Raw genomic sequence first — 16,058 nt, 5'->3', positions numbered from 1 at the left:
TGTAAGGATCCGATATGAAATTCCTCGACCTCGCCAAAGTCTACATCCGCTCCGGCGCAGGCGGGGGCGGGTGTGTCTCGTTCCGGCGTGAAAAATACATCGAATTCGGCGGTCCCGACGGCGGCGACGGCGGCGGCGGTGGCTCCGTCTGGGCCGAAGCGGTCGACGGGCTGAACACGCTCATTGATTTCCGCTACCAGCAGCATTTCTTTGCCAAGAACGGCCAGCCCGGCATGGGCAAGCAGCGCACCGGGAAGGACGGCGACGATATCGTCCTGCGTGTGCCGGTGGGGACCGAAATCCTCGATGAGGATCAGGAAACGGTGATCGCCGACATGACCGAACTGGGCCAGCGGGTGCAGCTTGCGCGCGGTGGCAACGGCGGCTGGGGCAACCTGCACTTCAAATCCGCGACCAATCAGGCACCGCGGCGGTCGAACCCCGGTCAGGACGGTGTGGAACGGACGCTCTGGCTGCGGCTGAAGCTGATTGCGGATGTGGGTCTTCTGGGTCTGCCCAATGCGGGCAAGTCGACGTTTCTGGCCGCCACATCTAACGCCCGGCCCAAGATCGCCGATTACCCGTTCACGACCCTGCATCCGAACCTCGGTGTTGTCGGCGTCGACAACACGGAATTTGTCGTGGCGGACATCCCCGGCCTGATCGAGGGCGCGCATGAGGGCCGCGGGATCGGGGACCGCTTCTTGGGGCATGTAGAGCGCTGCGCCGTTCTCTTGCACCTTGTGGACGGGACATCGGAAACCGTGGCGGAGGATTACAGGACCATCATCTCCGAACTTGAAGCCTACGGCGGTGAACTGGCCGAAAAGCCCCGCATCACTGTTCTGAATAAAATTGATGCGCTGGATGAAGAGCAGCTCGCAAGTGCAAAGAAAGAATTGGAAAAAGAGAGTGGTGCGGAGGTGATGCTCATGTCGGGCGTTGCACGCACCAACACCACCGAGGTGCTGCGCGCGTTGCGCGCCCAGATCGACGACGACCGGCTGCGTCACAAGCACGTCGAGGAGGAAGCGCCGTGGCAACCCTGACCGATGCGCGCCGTGTCGTGGTCAAGATCGGCTCGGCGCTGCTGGTGGATCGTACCACGGGCGATCTGCGCGCAGACTGGCTGCGGTCCTTGGCCGAGGACGTGGCCTGGCTGAAGGCGCAGGGCGCGGATGTGGTGCTGGTTTCGTCCGGCTCTATCGCGCTGGGGCGTGGTGTGCTGGGGCTCGGGCAGGGATCGCTGCCGCTGGAGCAATCGCAGGCCGCTGCCGCAGTCGGCCAGATCAGGCTGGCCCGCGCCTACGAGGAGGTGCTTGCGCCTCACGGCATTACCACCGCTCAGGTTCTCGTCACTCTCGAAGACAGTGCCAACCGGCGCCGCTATCTGAACTCTCGCGCGACGCTCGAGACGCTGATCGGCCTTGGCGCGGTTCCCATCGTGAACGAAAACGACACTGTCGCAACGGATGAGATCCGGTTTGGTGATAACGACAGGCTGGCCGCGCAGATCGCCGTGACCGTAGGGGCGGATCAGTTGATCCTGCTGTCGGATGTTGACGGATTTTACTCGAAGAACCCCATGCAACATGATGATGCGGAACGGTTCCCAGTGATCGACCGTATCACGCCCGAAATCGAGGCGATGGCCGGCGATGCCGGATCGGGCCTGAGCAAGGGCGGCATGAAAACCAAGCTGATGGCGGCAAAAACCGCCGTAGCGGCGGGGTGCGCCATGGCAATCACCGAAGGCTCTGCGCATCGGCCTCTGAAAGCGCTGGCCGAGGGTGCCAATGCCACGTGGTTCACCGCCCAGACCGACCCGCAGGCGGCGCGCAAAAGCTGGATCGCGGCGATGAAGCCGATCGGTCGTGTGATGCTGGACGAAGGCGCTGTTGCAGCGCTCAACCGCGGCAAGAGTCTCCTGCCCGCAGGCATTACGATGGTGGACGGCGCGTTCGAGCGCGGCGATGCCGTCGCGCTGATCGATACCAGAGGGGTTGTGCTCGGGTCGGGGCTGAGCCGCTATTCCGCCGAGGAGGCGATGCGTATCAAGGGCCACCGCAGCACGGAGATTGAAGCCATCCTTGGCTATCCGGGGCGCGCGGCCCTTATCCACCGCGATGATATGGCACTTCAAGAAATGGTCACAAAGCAATGAACGATAACGTAAATATCCCAGAATTGATGGCAGATATCGGGGCGCGCGCCCGCGCTGCGGCGGCGGATCTGGCCACGGCGTCCGCAGAGCGCAAGCACGCCGCCCTGATCGGCGCGGCCGAGGCCGTCTGGGCGCAGAGAAACGAGATTTTCGAGGCAAACCAGAAGGATATGGCCTTCGGTGAAAGCAAGGGCCTGTCACCCGCGATGCTTGACCGTCTCAAGCTGGACGAAGACCGGCTGCGGGGCATCGTCGATGGCCTGCGTGCCATTGCGGAGCAGGCGGATCCGGTCGGCGAAATTCTGGCGGAATGGGATCAGCCCAGCGGTCTGAACATCCAGCGCGTGCGTACACCGCTCGGTGTGATCGGTGTGATCGGGGTGATCTACGAATCGCGCCCCAATGTGACGGCGGACGCCGGTGCGCTGTGTGTGAAAGCCGGCAATGCGGTGGTCCTGCGTGGCGGATCGGAAAGCTTTCACAGCTCCAGCGCGTTGCACGCTTGTTTGCAGGAAGGCCTGCGCAGCGCCGGTCTGCCCGAGGACGCGATCCAGCTGGTTCCCACACGCGACCGTGCGGCGGTTCAGGAAATGCTGACGATGACCGACACGATCGATGTGATTGTGCCGCGTGGCGGCAAGGGGCTGGTGGGACTGGTCCAGCGCGAGGCGCGGGTGCCGGTGTTTGCCCATCTCGAAGGGATCGTCCATATTTATATCGATGCGGCAGCCGACCCCGAGAAGGTGCTGAAAGTCGTGTTGAACGCGAAGACACGGCGGACAGGCATCTGCGGCGCGGCGGAATGTCTGCTGATACACCGCGACGTGGCGCAGACGCTCGGGCAGGGTGTGCTGCGGGCGCTTGTCGATGCGGGTGTCGAGGTGCGCGCCGACGCGGCGCTGTCGGCGGTTCCGGGCACGATCCCCGCCACCGAAGAGGATTGGGGGCGCGAGTATCTCGACATGATCATCGCGGCGCGGCAGGTGGACAGCGTGGACGATGCGATTGCGCATATCCGCCAGTACGGATCCAACCATACCGACTGTATCCTGACAGAGGATGCAGCGGCGGCGCAGACCTTCATGAACCGTCTGGACAGCGCGATCGTGATGCATAACGCGTCCACCCAATTCGCCGACGGCGGGGAATTCGGGATGGGGGCCGAGATCGGCATCGCCACGGGTAAGATGCACGCGCGCGGACCGGTCGGGGCGGCGCAGTTGACCAGCTTCAAGTATCTCGTGCGCGGGGACGGCACCGTGCGCGGCTGACCCGCTCAGAACGTCAGGGTAATCTGCGCATCATCCGAGGTAACACGGATGCTGCGCCCCTGATCCGCCGCGACGCGGGGAAGCAGCCCGAACTGGACCTGAGCGGGAAGGAGCTCTCCGGTGTGGCTGTCGCAGGCCAGCAGATCCCACAGATCCTGCGCGATGTTCAGCTTGTCTGCCTGACCGGTGATCCTGACGGTCCCGTCGTTATGTTCCACGGCGATCTGTCCGCCGTAGGGCATGGCCGTCTCCAGACACATGAGCGAAAGAAAGCCGAGCCTGACAAGCCGTCGGGGCAGGGGATCCTGCGGCGCCCAGCTCACGCTCAGCCGCGAGGGCCCGTAGGTATCGGAGAGGATCGATGATGCCTCCTGCCGGCTGACCATCTGGTCGCTGGCCGCCCCGAAAGCGATGCGAAAGAAGCGGATACGCGCGCTGGCGCTGCGCACGCTGTCGGAGATCAGCGACATCTCCGGCGTTGCCGCGGCATCGCTGCTCATCTCGATCAGCTCTATCCCGTTGTTGATCGCGCCGATTGGCGATATCAGGTCATGGCAGATGCGACTTCCGATCAATTCCGCCAAATCGTAGCTGTGCGACATGTAAGAAGTCTCCTCAGTGAAGGAAAAGTTGATGGAAGACCTGAACGCCATTCTGACGCCCGGCATGCTGGTCAGACATCCCGCCCAGCCCGAGTGGGGTGTGGGGCAGGTTCAAAGCAACATCGGCGGCAAACTGACGGTCAATTTCCGTGACATCGGCAAGATTGTCATCGATAGCTCCCGTGTTGCGTTGCATCCGGTATTCGATCCTTAACCCTTGCGAAGTATTGCTTAACAATTCGTTAGGATTTCATTTTAGCAGCGTGCGAATAACCTATGGTGGAAATATTGCGGATGCGGTCGATGTTGGAACCAAAAGGCACAGTATTGTCACAGTCGGGCGGACGCCGGGCGTGACACAACATTACCGGGTCAAACTGGCATCAACCGATTGCGAACTGCGCGCGGCACAGCGTCTGCGATACCGGGTTTTTGTCGAAGAGCTGGGCGGTGGGGGTGATATGGTCGATCACGACGCCTGCCTTGAGTGCGACCGGTTTGACCCGTTTTTCGATCATATGATCGTCATGCCCGCAGGGTCCGACGAGGTGATCGGCGTCTACAGGCTGTTGCGCAGCGCGCGGGCAGAGCAGGCGGGCGGATTTTATTCCGAGGACGAATATGATCTGTCTCCTCTGAAGAACAGCGGACGCACCCTGCTGGAACTGGGCCGGTCCTGTCTGCACCGCGACCATCGCGGCGGGCTGGCGATGCACAGGCTCTGGGCGGGGGTCGCCGAGTATATCCGCGCGCACCGGATCGAGATCCTCTTCGGTGTCGCCAGTTTTCACGGCACCGATGTGCAGGCGCTTGCCGCGCCGCTGTCGTTGTTGCACCACCGGCATCTGGCCCCCAGCGAGCTGCGTGTGACGGCCCGTGCGGGGGCATTCCAGCGGATGGACCTGATCGCCGAGGACGCGCTTGATCGCCGCACCGCATTGTTGGAAGTGCCAAGCCTGATCAAGGCTTACCTGCGCCTCGGTGGCTGCGTGGGCGAGGGAGCTTTCATCGATTACGGGTTCAACACCACAGACGTCTGCCTGGTCCTCGACACGGCGAAAATGAACGAACGGCAGGCGCGGCTCTACGACGGGCGGCGCGCATGAGCCCGACATGGGATGAAGGCGACCGACCGGTTGCGCCACCGCTCGGGCCGCTGGGCTGCCTGCGGGTGGCGGTGCGCGCGACGGCCCTTGCAGTGCTGGTGTTCGGCGGCCTGCTGGTGCTGCTCTTGCTGCGGCTGGTCGAACGCCCGCTGAATGGCCTCCACCGGCCGTGGACGCCGCACATCACGCAGTTCGTGTGCCGCAATGCGTTTCGCATCCTCGGGATCCGGTTGCGGTTCAGCGGGACACCGATGGCGCATCGGGGTGCCGTGGTGGCGAACCACTCAAGCTGGTTGGACATCTTTACGCTGAACGCGCGCAAGCGGATCTACTTCGTGTCGAAGTCCGAGGTCGCCGGATGGCCGGGGATCGGCTGGCTCGCCCGTGCGACCGGCACCGTTTTCATCGACCGCACCCCCGCGCAGGCGCGCGCGCAGACCGCCCTGTTTCGCGCGCGGCTTCTGGCCGGTCACAAGCTGCTGTTCTTTCCCGAAGGGACGAGCACTGACGGCTTGCGGGTGCTGCCGTTCAAGACAACGCTTTTCCAGTCCTTCTTTGCGCCCGAGCTGAAAGACCGCATCTGGGTGCAGCCGGTCGCGGTGGCCTACCATGCGCCTGCGGGGCTGGACCGGCGGTTTTACGGGTGGTGGGGGGATATGGATTTCGGTCCGCATCTTCTGGCCACGCTGGTGCCGGCGCGTCAGGGCCATGTCGATGTGCGCTACTGCGCGCCGCTGCGGGTTTCGGATTTCAACGACCGCAAGGCGCTGGCGGCTGCCTGCGAAGAGGCGGTACGCTCCGCCCACCAAACCCTAATCGCTGAGCAGGACCAGCGATCCGGCAGCCAGACCTGACAGGATGCGCACCAGCATGACCCGGTCCGGCGTCAGCAGTGCATCGCCGGCCTTGGCGCCGCCGAATTCGACCGTGCCATAGACGCGGCCATCGAAGATGATCGGAGCGCCGACAAAGCGGTAGGGCACGTATCCGGTCTGGTCGATGTATTCGCCTTCCGGGGCGGCATCGGGATCGTCGAAATGCAGGGGTTTGCGGTTGCGCGACATCAGGTGGCTGAGCGTCAGCTTGCCCGGACGCGGCGGGCGCAGCACCATCTTGGCCGAATGGAACGGCACCGTCGCAACCGGTTCCTGCGGCAAGGTGATATAGCCGTAATCCATCCCCAGAACGCCACAGGTCCGGTTGAGTAGGATCGAGAACCGCTGCTTTATCGGCAGGGCCGGCAAGGAGAAGACGTGCACCATGTGGCTGGCCAACTGTTCCACCGGCGTGCCGTCGGGAGCGCTCCCGGTGTCGCGCGGGGGGCCGCCGTTGATGTCTACGACTTTCATTTCGGGCTGCTCGCTTGGCTGTGGTCGCTGCGGCGACGGTCGGACGCGGGTCGCTTTCACCTGCATCACACCATAGATTGACGGGATCCCGCAACCCTGTGCGATTGAGACTTGCGCAATTGGGTGCGCTGCTGTACCTGAGCGCCATTCAATCCCGCAGTCGGGGATTGGGGCGTTCGGGGGAGACATCCCCGACACTCCGCCGGTTGGCCGCATCCCGTGGTCATACCCCCGACGAGGCTAAACCGGAAAGGTATAAAGACATGGCTCTTCCTGAGTTCTCCATGCGCCAACTGCTTGAAGCAGGCGTACACTTCGGCCACCAGACACAGCGTTGGAACCCCCGCATGGGTCCCTACATCTATGGTGCGCGTAACGGCATCCACATCATGGACCTGACACAGACCGTCCCGATGCTGGACGATGCGCTGAAAGTCATCCGCGACACCGTTGCCAAGGGCGGCAGCATCCTGTTCGTCGGCACCAAGCGTCAGGCCGCACAGCCGATCGCCGAAGCCGCAGAGAAATGCGCACAGTATTACATGAACCACCGCTGGCTCGGTGGCACATTGACCAACTGGCAGACCGTTTCGCAGTCGATCAACCGTCTCAAGCACATCGACGAGCAGTCCGAGCAGGGCTTTGGCGGTCTGACCAAGAAAGAGCGTCTTGGCATGGAACGCGACCAGGCGAAGCTGGAAGCGTCGCTGGGCGGTATCCGCGAAATGGGCGGCCGTCCCGATCTGCTGTTCGTCATCGACGTCAAGAAAGAGCAGCTGGCCATCGCGGAAGCCAACAAGCTGGGTATCCCGGTCGTGGCCGTGGTCGACACCAACTGCTCGCCAGACGGTATCGATTACATCATCCCGGGCAACGATGACGCGGCGCGCGCCATCTCTCTCTACTGTGATCTGGCATCGCGTGCGGCCCTCGACGGCATGTCCGCCCAGCTGGGCGCGGCAGGTGTCGACATCGGCGCGATGGAAGAAGCACCCGTTGAAGAAGCCGTTGCCGAAAGCACCGGCGTCGAGACCGGCAATGTGTCCGACCAGACCGCCGACAACGCGGCTGTCGCAAGTGACGCGCCCTACGACATCGAATCCAAGAAAGAAACCGTCGAAGACGCCAAGAGCTGATCTCGACGGACCGGCGGCGGGCCTGTCCCGCCGCTGTCACACTGCTGATACATCGGGGACGTAACGGCACCCCGGACCAACCGAATTGAGGAGAGACTTGAGATGGCTATCACTGCATCTATGGTCAAGGAACTGCGCGACACCACCGGCGCAGGCATGATGGACGCCAAGAAAGCGTTGACCGAAACCGACGGCGACATGGAAGCCGCGGTCGACTGGCTGCGCACCAAGGGCCTTGCGAAGGCCGCCAAGAAATCCGGTCGCACCGCGGCCGAGGGCCTCGTGGCCGTGAACGTCGAAGGTGGCCGTGGTGTCGCTGTCGAAGTGAACTCGGAAACCGATTTCGTCGGCAAGAACGCCGATTTCCAGAAAATGGTTGCTGGCATCGCCGAAGTCGCGATCAAACAGCCCGACCTCGACGCGCTGAAAGCGGCTGATCTGAACGGCAAATCGGTCGAGCAGACCGTCACAGACGCGGTTGCCGTCATCGGCGAGAACATGTCCGTGCGCCGCATGGCCGCGATCGAAGGCGATACAGTTGTGTCCTACGTCCACAACGCTGCCGCACCCGGCATGGGCAAGATCGGCGTTCTGGTTGCGATGACAGGCGGCTCCGAAGAGCTGGGCAAACAGATCGCGATGCATATCGCGGCTGTGAACCCCGCGTCGCTGTCCGAGGACGATCTTGATCCGGCGGTTGTCGAGAAGGAAAAGCAGGTCCAGATCGATATCGCCAAGGAATCCGGCAAGCCAGACGCCGTCATCGAAAAGATGATCGTCGGTCGTATGAAGAAGTACATGTCCGAAGTCACACTCGTGAACCAGGCGTTCGTTGTGAACCCTGATGTCACCGTTGGCGATGCTGCCAAAGAAGCGGGCGCCACGATTACAGGTTTCGTGCGCCTCGAAGTCGGCGAAGGCATCGAAGTCGTCAAGGAAGACTTTGCAGCCGAAGTTGCGAAAGCCGCAAAAGGCTGAACGGTCTTCATGATCGGAAAGATCAAAGGCGGGGCAGGGTGCCCCGCCATTTTCTTTGGCCGGTGCAACAAACGGGACAGTTGCATCATCCGGCCGCAGCCAGAACGACCGCCCCATGGGCGACCGCTCTGACCTATAAGCCTCCCCTTGCGAACTCTGGGGAGAGCGGGAGGCGAACAAGCTCCGGCCAGCGACACTTGAAAACTGTGCCACTGGTGCCGGCGACCCAGCAGTGCTCTGTAATTACAAAGGTTTTCTGGGTCGTCTGCCAGACCAGCTTAGCTTTGACGATCTGACAGGACGACTTTGCGAGATATTAATAATTCATGAAAGTAGGGGATTCCTTACCCGAGGTCACTTTCCGGAAGTCACGGGGAAAATTCCTGTCTTTCACGCATCAAGAACAAACATCTGGTTGGCGAAGGCCGCTTTCAGAACCGCCTGCGCGGTTGTTTCGACGGCAAGAGCCTCGCGCGCGAGGCGCAGATGTTTCTCTACCGTTGCCGTCGTCAGGCCCATCAGCAAGGCGATGTCCTGCGTCGTCTTGCCGTCTCCGACCCATTCGAGGACTTCGCGCTGGCGCGCGGTCAGTGCGCGTTTCGGTGCGCTATAGGGCAGGGTGAGGATCTTGAGGTGGACGATATTGTTCATCAGCGTGATGTCGGCCCCGTGATCGTGCCACACCGCGTCGATATCGTCCTGCGACAGGTCGGACCGCGCGGTCAGCGCGATTGCGCCCTTCGACCGGGCCGAGATCGACTTGAAACTGATCGAATAGCCCGCCGTCACACCCATCTCGCGGTTGAATTCCAGCACCCGCCGCTCGGCGGCGGTGAGGGTCTTTGTCTGCTCCATTTCGGACAGCAGTTTCCAGCTTTTGGCACCTTCATTATGCAGCGCCCAATGCACCATGGGCGCATGGAAATAATGGCCTTCGTCCAGAAACACATCCGTATAGCTGCGGCTGTGATTGGTCAGGATGATGAAATCCTCGGGATCGCCCAGGGATGTCGCGGTGCGGTAGCGGGTAAAGCCGTAAAGCAGGCGATCGAAGCCGAACTCGGCCATCTTCGCCACATGCGCATCCCAAAGTTCTTCGATGCTCTGGGCGTCCGCAACGCTGAGGAGATAGGCACGCAAGCTCATGTCGCGTTCAACCGTGCTGCAAGCGCATCGAGCGCGAAGATGTAGCTCTGGGCGCCAAAGCCGCAAATCTGGCCGATCGCGACCGGAGCAAGATAGGATTTGTGGCGGAAAGTCTCGCGGGCGTGGATATTGCTCAGATGGACCTCGACCATGGGGATCTCTACCGACGCCACCGCATCCGCCAGTGCCACAGAGGTATGGGTCAGACCGCCGGCGTTTAGGACAAGGCCCGCGTGGACACCGCGCGCCGCATGGATCGCGTCGATGAGCACTCCTTCGTGGTTCGACTGGACAAAGCTTGCCGTCAGGCCGAGCGTCTGCGCGTGGGCCGCGCAATCCGCTTCGATATCGGCAAGGGTCTTGGTGCCGTATACCTCTGGCTGGCGCGTGCCCAGCAGGTTGAGATTTGGGCCGTTGAGAACGAGAACCGCAGTCATATAAGATCCGATCAAATGTTGCGAAACTCTTACAGTCTGTCAGCGACCTGTCCAGTGCGCAGCGGCCTTATCGTGGCCGGTGCGTGACGTTACGGTGACGACAGCAGCGGTCTCAGCTGTCCGGATCGCGCAGATCCGTCTGGATCCACGTCCGGCTGAGGTGGATGTCGATGCTCCGCAGCTTGCCGGGCCCGAGGTTCTTGTACTTGTGCGGCACGGCGGCCGGACCCATGACAACGTCGCCTTGTTCCACATCGAAACTTTCGTCGCCGACGGTGAATCGCGCGCGGCCTTCGGTCAGGATGAAAACCTCGTCATAGGGATGGACGTGCCAGTCCGGTCCGGCGCCGATTTCGTCGATGTCGACAAACAGGATCACGCTGTCGGTGTTCAGCGCCGCGCCGGAAACGCTGCCGGCCCAGGGCGCGCCGCGATGGGCGCCGTCGGCAGCGCGGATCACCTCGGCACGTTTCGGCGGCGTCTTCTGCGGTTTTACTGTCATCTCGGTCTCCGGTATCAGCGTGGCATGGGCTGGTGGAAGATTACCTGAGAGATATGCTGTCGGACAGTGCGGCGTGCGCTTACTGTAAGAGGCGTCTTGCCTGAGGGGCCGTATCACCATTGGATCTTGATCTTATATTTACATAATACTGATTATGCGATTCATGTATGGAGCTGAGCACACCCCACTGGCTCAAGGCCCATCCGCTGTATGAATATGGTGAAACATACGCTTTGGCCATCAACGACCACGTCAATCTGATACTTCCAGACACGCCTGTAACCGATTGATGGGTAGGTAATATTTTTAAATCCCCTAAGCCCGCCCAACCGTCATTCAGGATGACGCGCGGGTTTTTCCTTGCGACCGTGGCGCTTACGCGATTTACCACTTGCTGATCGGGTCGCGGCCACGCGCGGGTCCGGTCAGCCGCGCACCGGAGACTCGCATGCCTGACAAACCCCGCACCACGCACGACGCTCTCGAAGATCCGCGCAACGCGGACATCAAGATCTACGTGAACGGCGAGATCGTCCACCGCGACGAGGCCAAGGTGTCGGTCTACGACAGCGGCTTCATGCTGGGTGACGGGATGTGGGAAGGTATGCGCCTCTACGACGGTGTCTGGGCGTTCTTCGACGAACATATGGACCGCTTCTTTGACAGCTGCAAAGCGGTGTCGCTGGATGTGGGCATGGACCGTGACGGCATCCGCGCGGCACTGGCGGCAACGGCGGCCGCCAACGACATGCACACGGATGTGCATTGCCGCCTGATGCTGACACGGGGCGTCAAGGTAAAGCCGTTCCAGCACCCTGCCCTCAGCCAGTCCGGCCCCTCGCTCGTGATCATCATGGAGCATTCCAAGCCCGCCACGGATCTTCAAAGCCACGGTATCCGGCTGGCGACCGTGCCGCAGGTACGCGGGCTGCCGATGAGCCAGGATGCAAAATACAACAGCCACTCCAAGCTCAACTGCGTGATTGCCTGCCTGCAGGCCGAACAGGCCGGTGCCGACGAGGCGCTGATGCTGGACCCGCACGGCTTCGTGAACACCACCAATGCCTGCAATTTCTTTATCGTCCGGCGCGGCGCGGTTTGGACGTCCACCGGCGATTACTGCATGAACGGCGTCACCCGCCAAAAGGTCATCGACCTGTGCCGCGCCAATGATATTCCGGTGTACGAGCGGAATTACTCGCTGGTCGATGCCATCGGCGCGGACGAAGCTTTCCTGACCGGAACCTTCGGCGCGCAGACACCGGTGGCCGAGATCGACGGCAAGCAAATCGGCACCGGCGACAGGCCGGTGACACGCAGGATCCGCGCGCTCTACAAGGCGCTGATCGACGCCGAGGTCGCCCGCGCGCGATAGCAGGTTGACCTCCGCCGGCGCAGAAGGAAACCTGCCGCCAACGCCCAGACAAGGAACAGACTATGGACCGCGCCGCAATCGTTCACGAGAATTTCCTGACCCGCGTCGCGGCACAGGATTTTCCCGATGGACCGGCCCCCGACCCCGCCATCGCACCCACCAAGCTGGTCGAGATCTTTCGCGCGCAGGTGCTGAGCCGGCAGTTGGACCGCACCAGCCGCGCGATGCAGAAGCAGGGCAAGGGGTTTTACACGATCGGGTCGTCCGGCCACGAAGGCATGGCCGCCGTGGCCGAGGCGCTGCGCCCGACCGATATGGCTTTCCTGCACTACCGCGATGCCGCGTTCCAGATCCAGCGCGCCGCACAGGTGCCCGGCCAGTCGCCGGTCTGGGACATGCTGCTCAGCTTTCGGGCCGCCGCCGCCGATCCGATTTCGGGCGGGCGTCACAAGGTGCTGGGATCGAAGGCGCTGAACATCCCGCCGCAAACCTCGACCATCGCCAGCCATCTGCCGAAAGCGGTCGGAGCGGCCTATTCGCTGGGGCTGGCACGCCGCTGCCCGCCCGAACACCGCTGCCTGCCCGACGACAGTATCGTGATGTGCAGCTTCGGCGATGCGTCGTCGAATCATTCGACAGCGCAGGGCGCGATCAACACCGCCTGTTGGACAAGCTTCCAATCAGTTCCCCTGCCCCTGCTTTTCGTGTGCGAAGACAACGGCATAGGCATTTCCGTGCCGACGCCGCGCGGCTGGGTCGCCGCGAATTTCGGCAACCGGCCGGGGCTGAAGTATTTCAGCTGCAACGGCCTTGATCTGGCCGAAACCCTGCGCGTATCGCAAAAGGCAGCGGAATGGGTCCGCCGGACGCGCAAGCCTGCGTTTCTGCATATCACCACGGTGCGTCTTTACGGGCATGCGGGATCGGATGTGGAAACCACCTACCGCGACCGCGCCGCGGTCGAGGCGACAGAGGCGAACGATCCGCTGCTGCATTCGGTCCGTTTGCTGCGCGATGCGGGGGCCTGTCCCCCCGAGCGGGCGCTGGAGATCTACACCGAAATCGGCGAAACCTGCGCCCGCGTCGCCGAAGAAGTCATGGCCCGGCCGACGCTCACGGATGCCGCGGGTGTGATGGCCAGCCTGATCCCGCCACCGCGCGTTTGCGCCCCCAGCAACGGCCCGTCACCGGAGGCCCGTAGCGACATTTTCGGAAACGATATCAAGCAGATGAAAGAGCCGCAGCCGATGAACAGGCTGATCTCCTGGGCGCTGGCCGATCTGATGCTGGCCTACCCCGAGGTGATCGTTGCGGGCGAGGATGTCGGCCGTAAGGGCGGCGTCTACGGGGTCACGCAGAAGCTTCAGGCGCGGTTCGGTCCCGACCGTGTGATCGACACGCTTCTGGACGAGCAATCGATCCTCGGGCTGGCCATCGGGGCCGCGCATAACGGCTTTGTCCCGATCCCCGAGATCCAGTTTCTCGCCTATCTGCACAACGCCGAAGACCAGCTGCGCGGCGAGGCGGCGACGCTCAGCTTCTTCTCTGACGGGCAGTACACCAATCCGATGGTGCTGCGAATCGCGGGGCTGGGATACCAGAAGGGGTTCGGCGGGCATTTCCACAACGACAATTCGCTCGCCGTTCTGCGCGACATTCCCGGTCTGGTCATCGCCTGCCCCTCGAACGGTGCCGATGCCGCGCGCATGCTGCGCGAGGCCGTGCGGCTGGCCCGCGAAGAACAGCGCGTTGTCGTCTTTGTCGAACCTATCGCGCTTTATCCGATGCGCGATCTGCACACGGAGGGCGACGGCGCGTGGTTGACGCAGTATCCCGCCCCCGAAGAACGCATTGCTATGGGAGAGATCGGCGTGACCGGTGAGGGCACCGATATCGCCATCGTCAGCTACGCCAACGGGCATTATCTGGCGTCGCAGGCGGCAGAAGAGCTTGAGGCCGACGGCATCGGGACCCGGTTGATCGACATGCGGTGGCTCGCCCCCTTGCCGGCGGAGGCACTGCTCGAGGCGTGCAGCGGCTGCAAGCGTATCCTGATCGTGGACGAATGCCGCCGCACCGGCGGTCAGGCAGAGGGCCTGATGGCGCTCTTTACAGAAGCTGGGCACCGATCGGTGGCACGGGTGACCGCCGAGGACAGCTTTATCGCGACCGGCCCGGCCTATGCGGCCACCCTGCCCTCACGCGAGGGCATCACCGCCGCTGCCCGCGCGCTGATGGAGCGGGAGACATGAGCAAGCCAACAGCGGTTCTGATCTGCCCCGGTCGCGGCACCTACAACAAGACCGAGTTGGGCACGCTCGCGCGCACCCATGGGGTCGACCCGCTGATCGCCCGCTGGGACGCGCTGCGCGAGGAAACGGGGCAGGAAACGCTGAGCGCGCTGGACGAGGCCGACCGGTTTCAGGCCAGCCGTCACACCACTGGCGACAACGCGTCGGCCCTGATCTATGCGTGCAGCGCGCTCGATGCCTTCGCCGCGCGTCAGACCCACGATATCCGGGCGGTCACGGGCAATTCGCTGGGCTGGTACATCGCGCTCGCCGCTGCGGGCGCTGCCGGACCGTTGGACGGGATGCGCATCGTCAATACCATGGGCACCCTGATGCACCGCGAAGGGGTGGGCGGGCAGATCCTCTATCCCTTCGTCGATGAGGACTGGCGCGAGATCGAAGGGGCGCGTGCGGATCTGCTGACACTTGTGTCGCAGATAGATGCGCGTGACGGCATGCGCCTTGCCCCCTCCATCCATCTGGGCGGGATGCTGGTGGTCGCGGGCAACGATCCGGCGCTGGATGCGTTTCAGGCCGCCCTGCCCCGGATCGAGGACCGCTATCCCCTGCGGCTGCCGAACCACGCCGCGTTTCACACCGACCTTCTGTCGCATGTTGCCGCCAAGGGCCGCGAGACGCTTGGCGAGGATTTGTTCCGCCAACCCGAAATCACCCTGATCGACGGGCGCGGCGCGCTCTGGGCTCCGCTCAGCACCGATGTGCAAGCGCTGCGTGACTATACGCTGGGCCATCAGGTCACCCGGACCTATGATTTTACCGCAGCGGTGCAATCGGCGGCGCGCAATGTGGCGCCCGAACGGTTTATCGTTACGGGGCCGGGCACGACGCTGGGCAGCGCCGTGGCGCAGGCCCTGATCGCGATTGGCTGGCAGGGCATCGACAGCAAGCGCGCGTTTCTCGACCGGCAGGCCAAAGACCCTGTTGTCATCAGCATGGGACGCGCCGACCAGCGCGGGCTTGTCGTTCCCGACTAGCGTTTGACCCTAGCCGAGCGCGTATCCCGTGCCGCGCACCGTGCGGATCGGATCGTCGCCGCCCTGACCGCTTAGCGCCTTGCGCAGCCGTGCGATATGGACATCGACGGTGCGCGTATCCACGTAGATGTCGCGCCCCCACACCAGATCGAGCAGCTGATCGCGGCTGAAGACACGGCCCGGTTTTTCCATCAGGGTCACCAGCAGACGGTATTCGGTCGGCCCGAGTTTGACCTCGGCGCCCTCGCGGGTGACGCGGTGGGTTTCGGCGTTCAGGGCGATTCCGGCGAATTCCAGCACCTCCCCCGAGGCCGCAGGCCGCGAGCGGCGCAGCTGGCGGCGCACCCGCGCCATGAGTTCGCGCAGGTTGTAGGGCTTGACCACGTAGTCATCCGCACCGGTATCCAGACCGCGCACCGCGTCGACCTCTTCGGAGCGCGCCGACAGCATGATGACGGGAATATCGCGCGTCTCGGGGCGCGATTTCACGCGGCGGCACACTTCGATGCCCGACAATAGCGGCATCATCCAGTCGAGGATGATCAGATCGGGCGACTGCTCCTCGATCAGCAGCATCGCTTCCTCGCCGTTTTCCGCGCGCCTGACGGCATATCCTTCGGCTTCAAGGTTGTAGGCCAGCACCTCGCGCTGTGCCGGTTCGTCTTCGACCAAAAGCACCTGCATGGCGGTCAGGGACATGGCTGTC

Annotated in this window: 17 protein-coding genes; 11 read left to right on the top strand and 6 right to left on the bottom strand. The window is 63.1% G+C overall.

The window, feature by feature from the left end:
* Positions 1 to 14 precede the first annotated feature (14 nt).
* From obgE to ABMC89_RS04285, 3 genes are read left to right on the top strand one after another with little or no spacing between them, the layout of a single operon-like run.
* Positions 15 to 1,049 (top strand): GTPase ObgE, encoded by a 1,035-nt coding sequence (obgE, locus tag ABMC89_RS04295; protein WP_349565541.1) that lies wholly within the window; start codon positions 15 to 17, stop codon positions 1,047 to 1,049.
* Positions 1,037 to 2,164, top strand: coding sequence for a glutamate 5-kinase (proB, locus tag ABMC89_RS04290; protein WP_349565539.1), 1,128 nt, complete (start codon positions 1,037 to 1,039; stop codon positions 2,162 to 2,164). Before obgE ends, proB begins: the two co-directional genes overlap by 13 nt.
* On the top strand, positions 2,161 to 3,435 hold the full coding sequence (locus ABMC89_RS04285; RefSeq protein ID WP_349565537.1) for a glutamate-5-semialdehyde dehydrogenase: 1,275 nt from the start codon (positions 2,161 to 2,163) through the stop codon (positions 3,433 to 3,435). The genes proB and ABMC89_RS04285 overlap by 4 nt, the downstream gene beginning before the upstream one ends.
* A gap of 5 nt (positions 3,436 to 3,440) precedes the next feature.
* Here ABMC89_RS04285 and ABMC89_RS04280 read toward each other — a convergent pair whose 3' ends face one another.
* On the bottom strand, positions 3,441 to 4,037 hold the full coding sequence (locus tag ABMC89_RS04280) for a histidine phosphotransferase family protein (protein WP_349565535.1): 597 nt from the start codon (positions 4,035 to 4,037) through the stop codon (positions 3,441 to 3,443).
* A gap of 31 nt (positions 4,038 to 4,068) precedes the next feature.
* Here ABMC89_RS04280 and ABMC89_RS04275 point away from each other — a divergent pair, with 31 nt between their 5' ends.
* From ABMC89_RS04275 to olsA, 3 genes are all read left to right on the top strand, one after another.
* Positions 4,069 to 4,251, top strand: a complete 183-nt coding sequence (locus tag ABMC89_RS04275; protein ID WP_349565533.1) for a DUF3553 domain-containing protein — start codon at positions 4,069 to 4,071, stop codon at positions 4,249 to 4,251.
* 139 nt (positions 4,252 to 4,390) lie between these two features.
* Positions 4,391 to 5,143, top strand: coding sequence for an L-ornithine N(alpha)-acyltransferase (gene olsB, locus ABMC89_RS04270; RefSeq protein ID WP_349565531.1), 753 nt, complete (start codon positions 4,391 to 4,393; stop codon positions 5,141 to 5,143).
* Positions 5,140 to 5,997 carry a lyso-ornithine lipid O-acyltransferase gene (gene olsA / locus ABMC89_RS04265; protein ID WP_349565529.1) on the top strand — a complete coding sequence of 286 codons (858 nt, stop codon included), beginning with the start codon at positions 5,140 to 5,142 and terminating at the stop codon, positions 5,995 to 5,997. The genes olsB and olsA overlap by 4 nt, the downstream gene beginning before the upstream one ends.
* Here olsA and ABMC89_RS04260 read toward each other — a convergent pair.
* A complete protein-coding gene (locus ABMC89_RS04260; RefSeq protein WP_349565527.1) occupies positions 5,956 to 6,492 on the bottom strand; it encodes a GAF domain-containing protein in 537 nt (178 codons plus the stop codon). The genes olsA and ABMC89_RS04260 overlap by 42 nt on opposite strands.
* A gap of 263 nt (positions 6,493 to 6,755) precedes the next feature.
* On the opposite strand from ABMC89_RS04260, the gene rpsB reads away from it, so the two are divergent.
* Both rpsB and tsf read left to right on the top strand, forming a co-directional pair.
* Positions 6,756 to 7,628, top strand: a complete 873-nt coding sequence (gene rpsB / locus ABMC89_RS04255; protein ID WP_349565525.1) for a 30S ribosomal protein S2 — start codon at positions 6,756 to 6,758, stop codon at positions 7,626 to 7,628.
* A gap of 102 nt (positions 7,629 to 7,730) precedes the next feature.
* Positions 7,731 to 8,606 carry a translation elongation factor Ts gene (gene tsf / locus ABMC89_RS04250; protein WP_349565523.1) on the top strand — a complete coding sequence of 292 codons (876 nt, stop codon included), beginning with the start codon at positions 7,731 to 7,733 and terminating at the stop codon, positions 8,604 to 8,606.
* A gap of 390 nt (positions 8,607 to 8,996) precedes the next feature.
* Here tsf and ABMC89_RS04245 read toward each other — a convergent pair whose 3' ends face one another.
* The 3 genes from ABMC89_RS04245 to ABMC89_RS04235 all read right to left on the bottom strand — a co-directional run bounded on the left by ABMC89_RS04245 (position 8,997) and on the right by ABMC89_RS04235 (position 10,691).
* Complete coding sequence (locus ABMC89_RS04245) at positions 8,997 to 9,752, bottom strand: LuxR family transcriptional regulator (RefSeq protein WP_349565521.1); 756 nt, start codon at positions 9,750 to 9,752, stop codon at positions 8,997 to 8,999.
* Complete coding sequence (gene aroQ / locus ABMC89_RS04240; RefSeq protein WP_349565518.1) at positions 9,749 to 10,189, bottom strand: type II 3-dehydroquinate dehydratase; 441 nt, start codon at positions 10,187 to 10,189, stop codon at positions 9,749 to 9,751. The genes ABMC89_RS04245 and aroQ overlap by 4 nt, the downstream gene beginning before the upstream one ends.
* Positions 10,190 to 10,301: 112 nt before the next feature.
* Complete coding sequence (locus tag ABMC89_RS04235; RefSeq protein ID WP_349565516.1) at positions 10,302 to 10,691, bottom strand: cupin domain-containing protein; 390 nt, start codon at positions 10,689 to 10,691, stop codon at positions 10,302 to 10,304.
* A gap of 448 nt (positions 10,692 to 11,139) precedes the next feature.
* Between ABMC89_RS04235 and ABMC89_RS04230 the strand changes: the two genes are divergently transcribed.
* The 3 genes from ABMC89_RS04230 (at position 11,140) to ABMC89_RS04220 (ending at position 15,352) form a co-directional block, all read left to right on the top strand.
* Positions 11,140 to 12,066, top strand: a complete 927-nt coding sequence (locus ABMC89_RS04230; protein ID WP_349565514.1) for an aminotransferase class IV — start codon at positions 11,140 to 11,142, stop codon at positions 12,064 to 12,066.
* 62 nt (positions 12,067 to 12,128) lie between these two features.
* A complete protein-coding gene (locus ABMC89_RS04225; protein WP_349565512.1) occupies positions 12,129 to 14,318 on the top strand; it encodes a dehydrogenase E1 component subunit alpha/beta in 2,190 nt (729 codons plus the stop codon).
* On the top strand, positions 14,315 to 15,352 hold the full coding sequence (locus tag ABMC89_RS04220; RefSeq protein ID WP_349565510.1) for an ACP S-malonyltransferase: 1,038 nt from the start codon (positions 14,315 to 14,317) through the stop codon (positions 15,350 to 15,352). Before ABMC89_RS04225 ends, ABMC89_RS04220 begins: the two co-directional genes overlap by 4 nt.
* Before the next feature lie 9 nt (positions 15,353 to 15,361).
* Here ABMC89_RS04220 and phoB read toward each other — a convergent pair whose 3' ends face one another.
* Positions 15,362 to 16,051, bottom strand: coding sequence for a phosphate regulon transcriptional regulator PhoB (gene phoB, locus ABMC89_RS04215; RefSeq protein WP_349565508.1), 690 nt, complete (start codon positions 16,049 to 16,051; stop codon positions 15,362 to 15,364).
* Positions 16,052 to 16,058: the final 7 nt, after the last annotated feature.

Origin of the sequence: Sulfitobacter sp. HNIBRBA3233, from assembly GCF_040149665.1 — a bacterium.
In the GTDB taxonomy this organism is placed as follows: Bacteria; Pseudomonadota; Alphaproteobacteria; order Rhodobacterales; family Rhodobacteraceae; genus Sulfitobacter; species Sulfitobacter marinivivus.
Note: the sequence above shows the minus strand (reverse complement) of the source record. Positions and strands in the feature narration are given on the sequence as shown.

What these genes read in the sequence shown, in the direction of transcription:
- aroQ (WP_349565518.1), bottom strand. Translation starts at nt 10,189, where the DNA reads ATGACTGCGGTTCTCGTTCTCAACGGCCCAAATCTCAACCTGCTGGGC.
- ABMC89_RS04260 (WP_349565527.1), bottom strand. Translation starts at nt 6,492, where the DNA reads ATGAAAGTCGTAGACATCAACGGCGGCCCCCCGCGCGACACCGGGAGC.
- tsf (WP_349565523.1), top strand. Translation starts at nt 7,731, where the DNA reads ATGGCTATCACTGCATCTATGGTCAAGGAACTGCGCGACACCACCGGC.
- rpsB (WP_349565525.1), top strand. Translation starts at nt 6,756, where the DNA reads ATGGCTCTTCCTGAGTTCTCCATGCGCCAACTGCTTGAAGCAGGCGTA.
- ABMC89_RS04235 (WP_349565516.1), bottom strand. Translation starts at nt 10,691, where the DNA reads ATGACAGTAAAACCGCAGAAGACGCCGCCGAAACGTGCCGAGGTGATC.
- obgE (WP_349565541.1), top strand. Translation starts at nt 15, where the DNA reads ATGAAATTCCTCGACCTCGCCAAAGTCTACATCCGCTCCGGCGCAGGC.
- ABMC89_RS04245 (WP_349565521.1), bottom strand. Translation starts at nt 9,752, where the DNA reads ATGAGCTTGCGTGCCTATCTCCTCAGCGTTGCGGACGCCCAGAGCATC.
- olsA (WP_349565529.1), top strand. Translation starts at nt 5,140, where the DNA reads ATGAGCCCGACATGGGATGAAGGCGACCGACCGGTTGCGCCACCGCTC.
- ABMC89_RS04230 (WP_349565514.1), top strand. Translation starts at nt 11,140, where the DNA reads ATGCCTGACAAACCCCGCACCACGCACGACGCTCTCGAAGATCCGCGC.
- ABMC89_RS04225 (WP_349565512.1), top strand. Translation starts at nt 12,129, where the DNA reads ATGGACCGCGCCGCAATCGTTCACGAGAATTTCCTGACCCGCGTCGCG.
- ABMC89_RS04280 (WP_349565535.1), bottom strand. Translation starts at nt 4,037, where the DNA reads ATGTCGCACAGCTACGATTTGGCGGAATTGATCGGAAGTCGCATCTGC.
- ABMC89_RS04285 (WP_349565537.1), top strand. Translation starts at nt 2,161, where the DNA reads ATGAACGATAACGTAAATATCCCAGAATTGATGGCAGATATCGGGGCG.
- ABMC89_RS04220 (WP_349565510.1), top strand. Translation starts at nt 14,315, where the DNA reads ATGAGCAAGCCAACAGCGGTTCTGATCTGCCCCGGTCGCGGCACCTAC.
- ABMC89_RS04275 (WP_349565533.1), top strand. Translation starts at nt 4,069, where the DNA reads ATGGAAGACCTGAACGCCATTCTGACGCCCGGCATGCTGGTCAGACAT.
- phoB (WP_349565508.1), bottom strand. Translation starts at nt 16,051, where the DNA reads ATGTCCCTGACCGCCATGCAGGTGCTTTTGGTCGAAGACGAACCGGCA.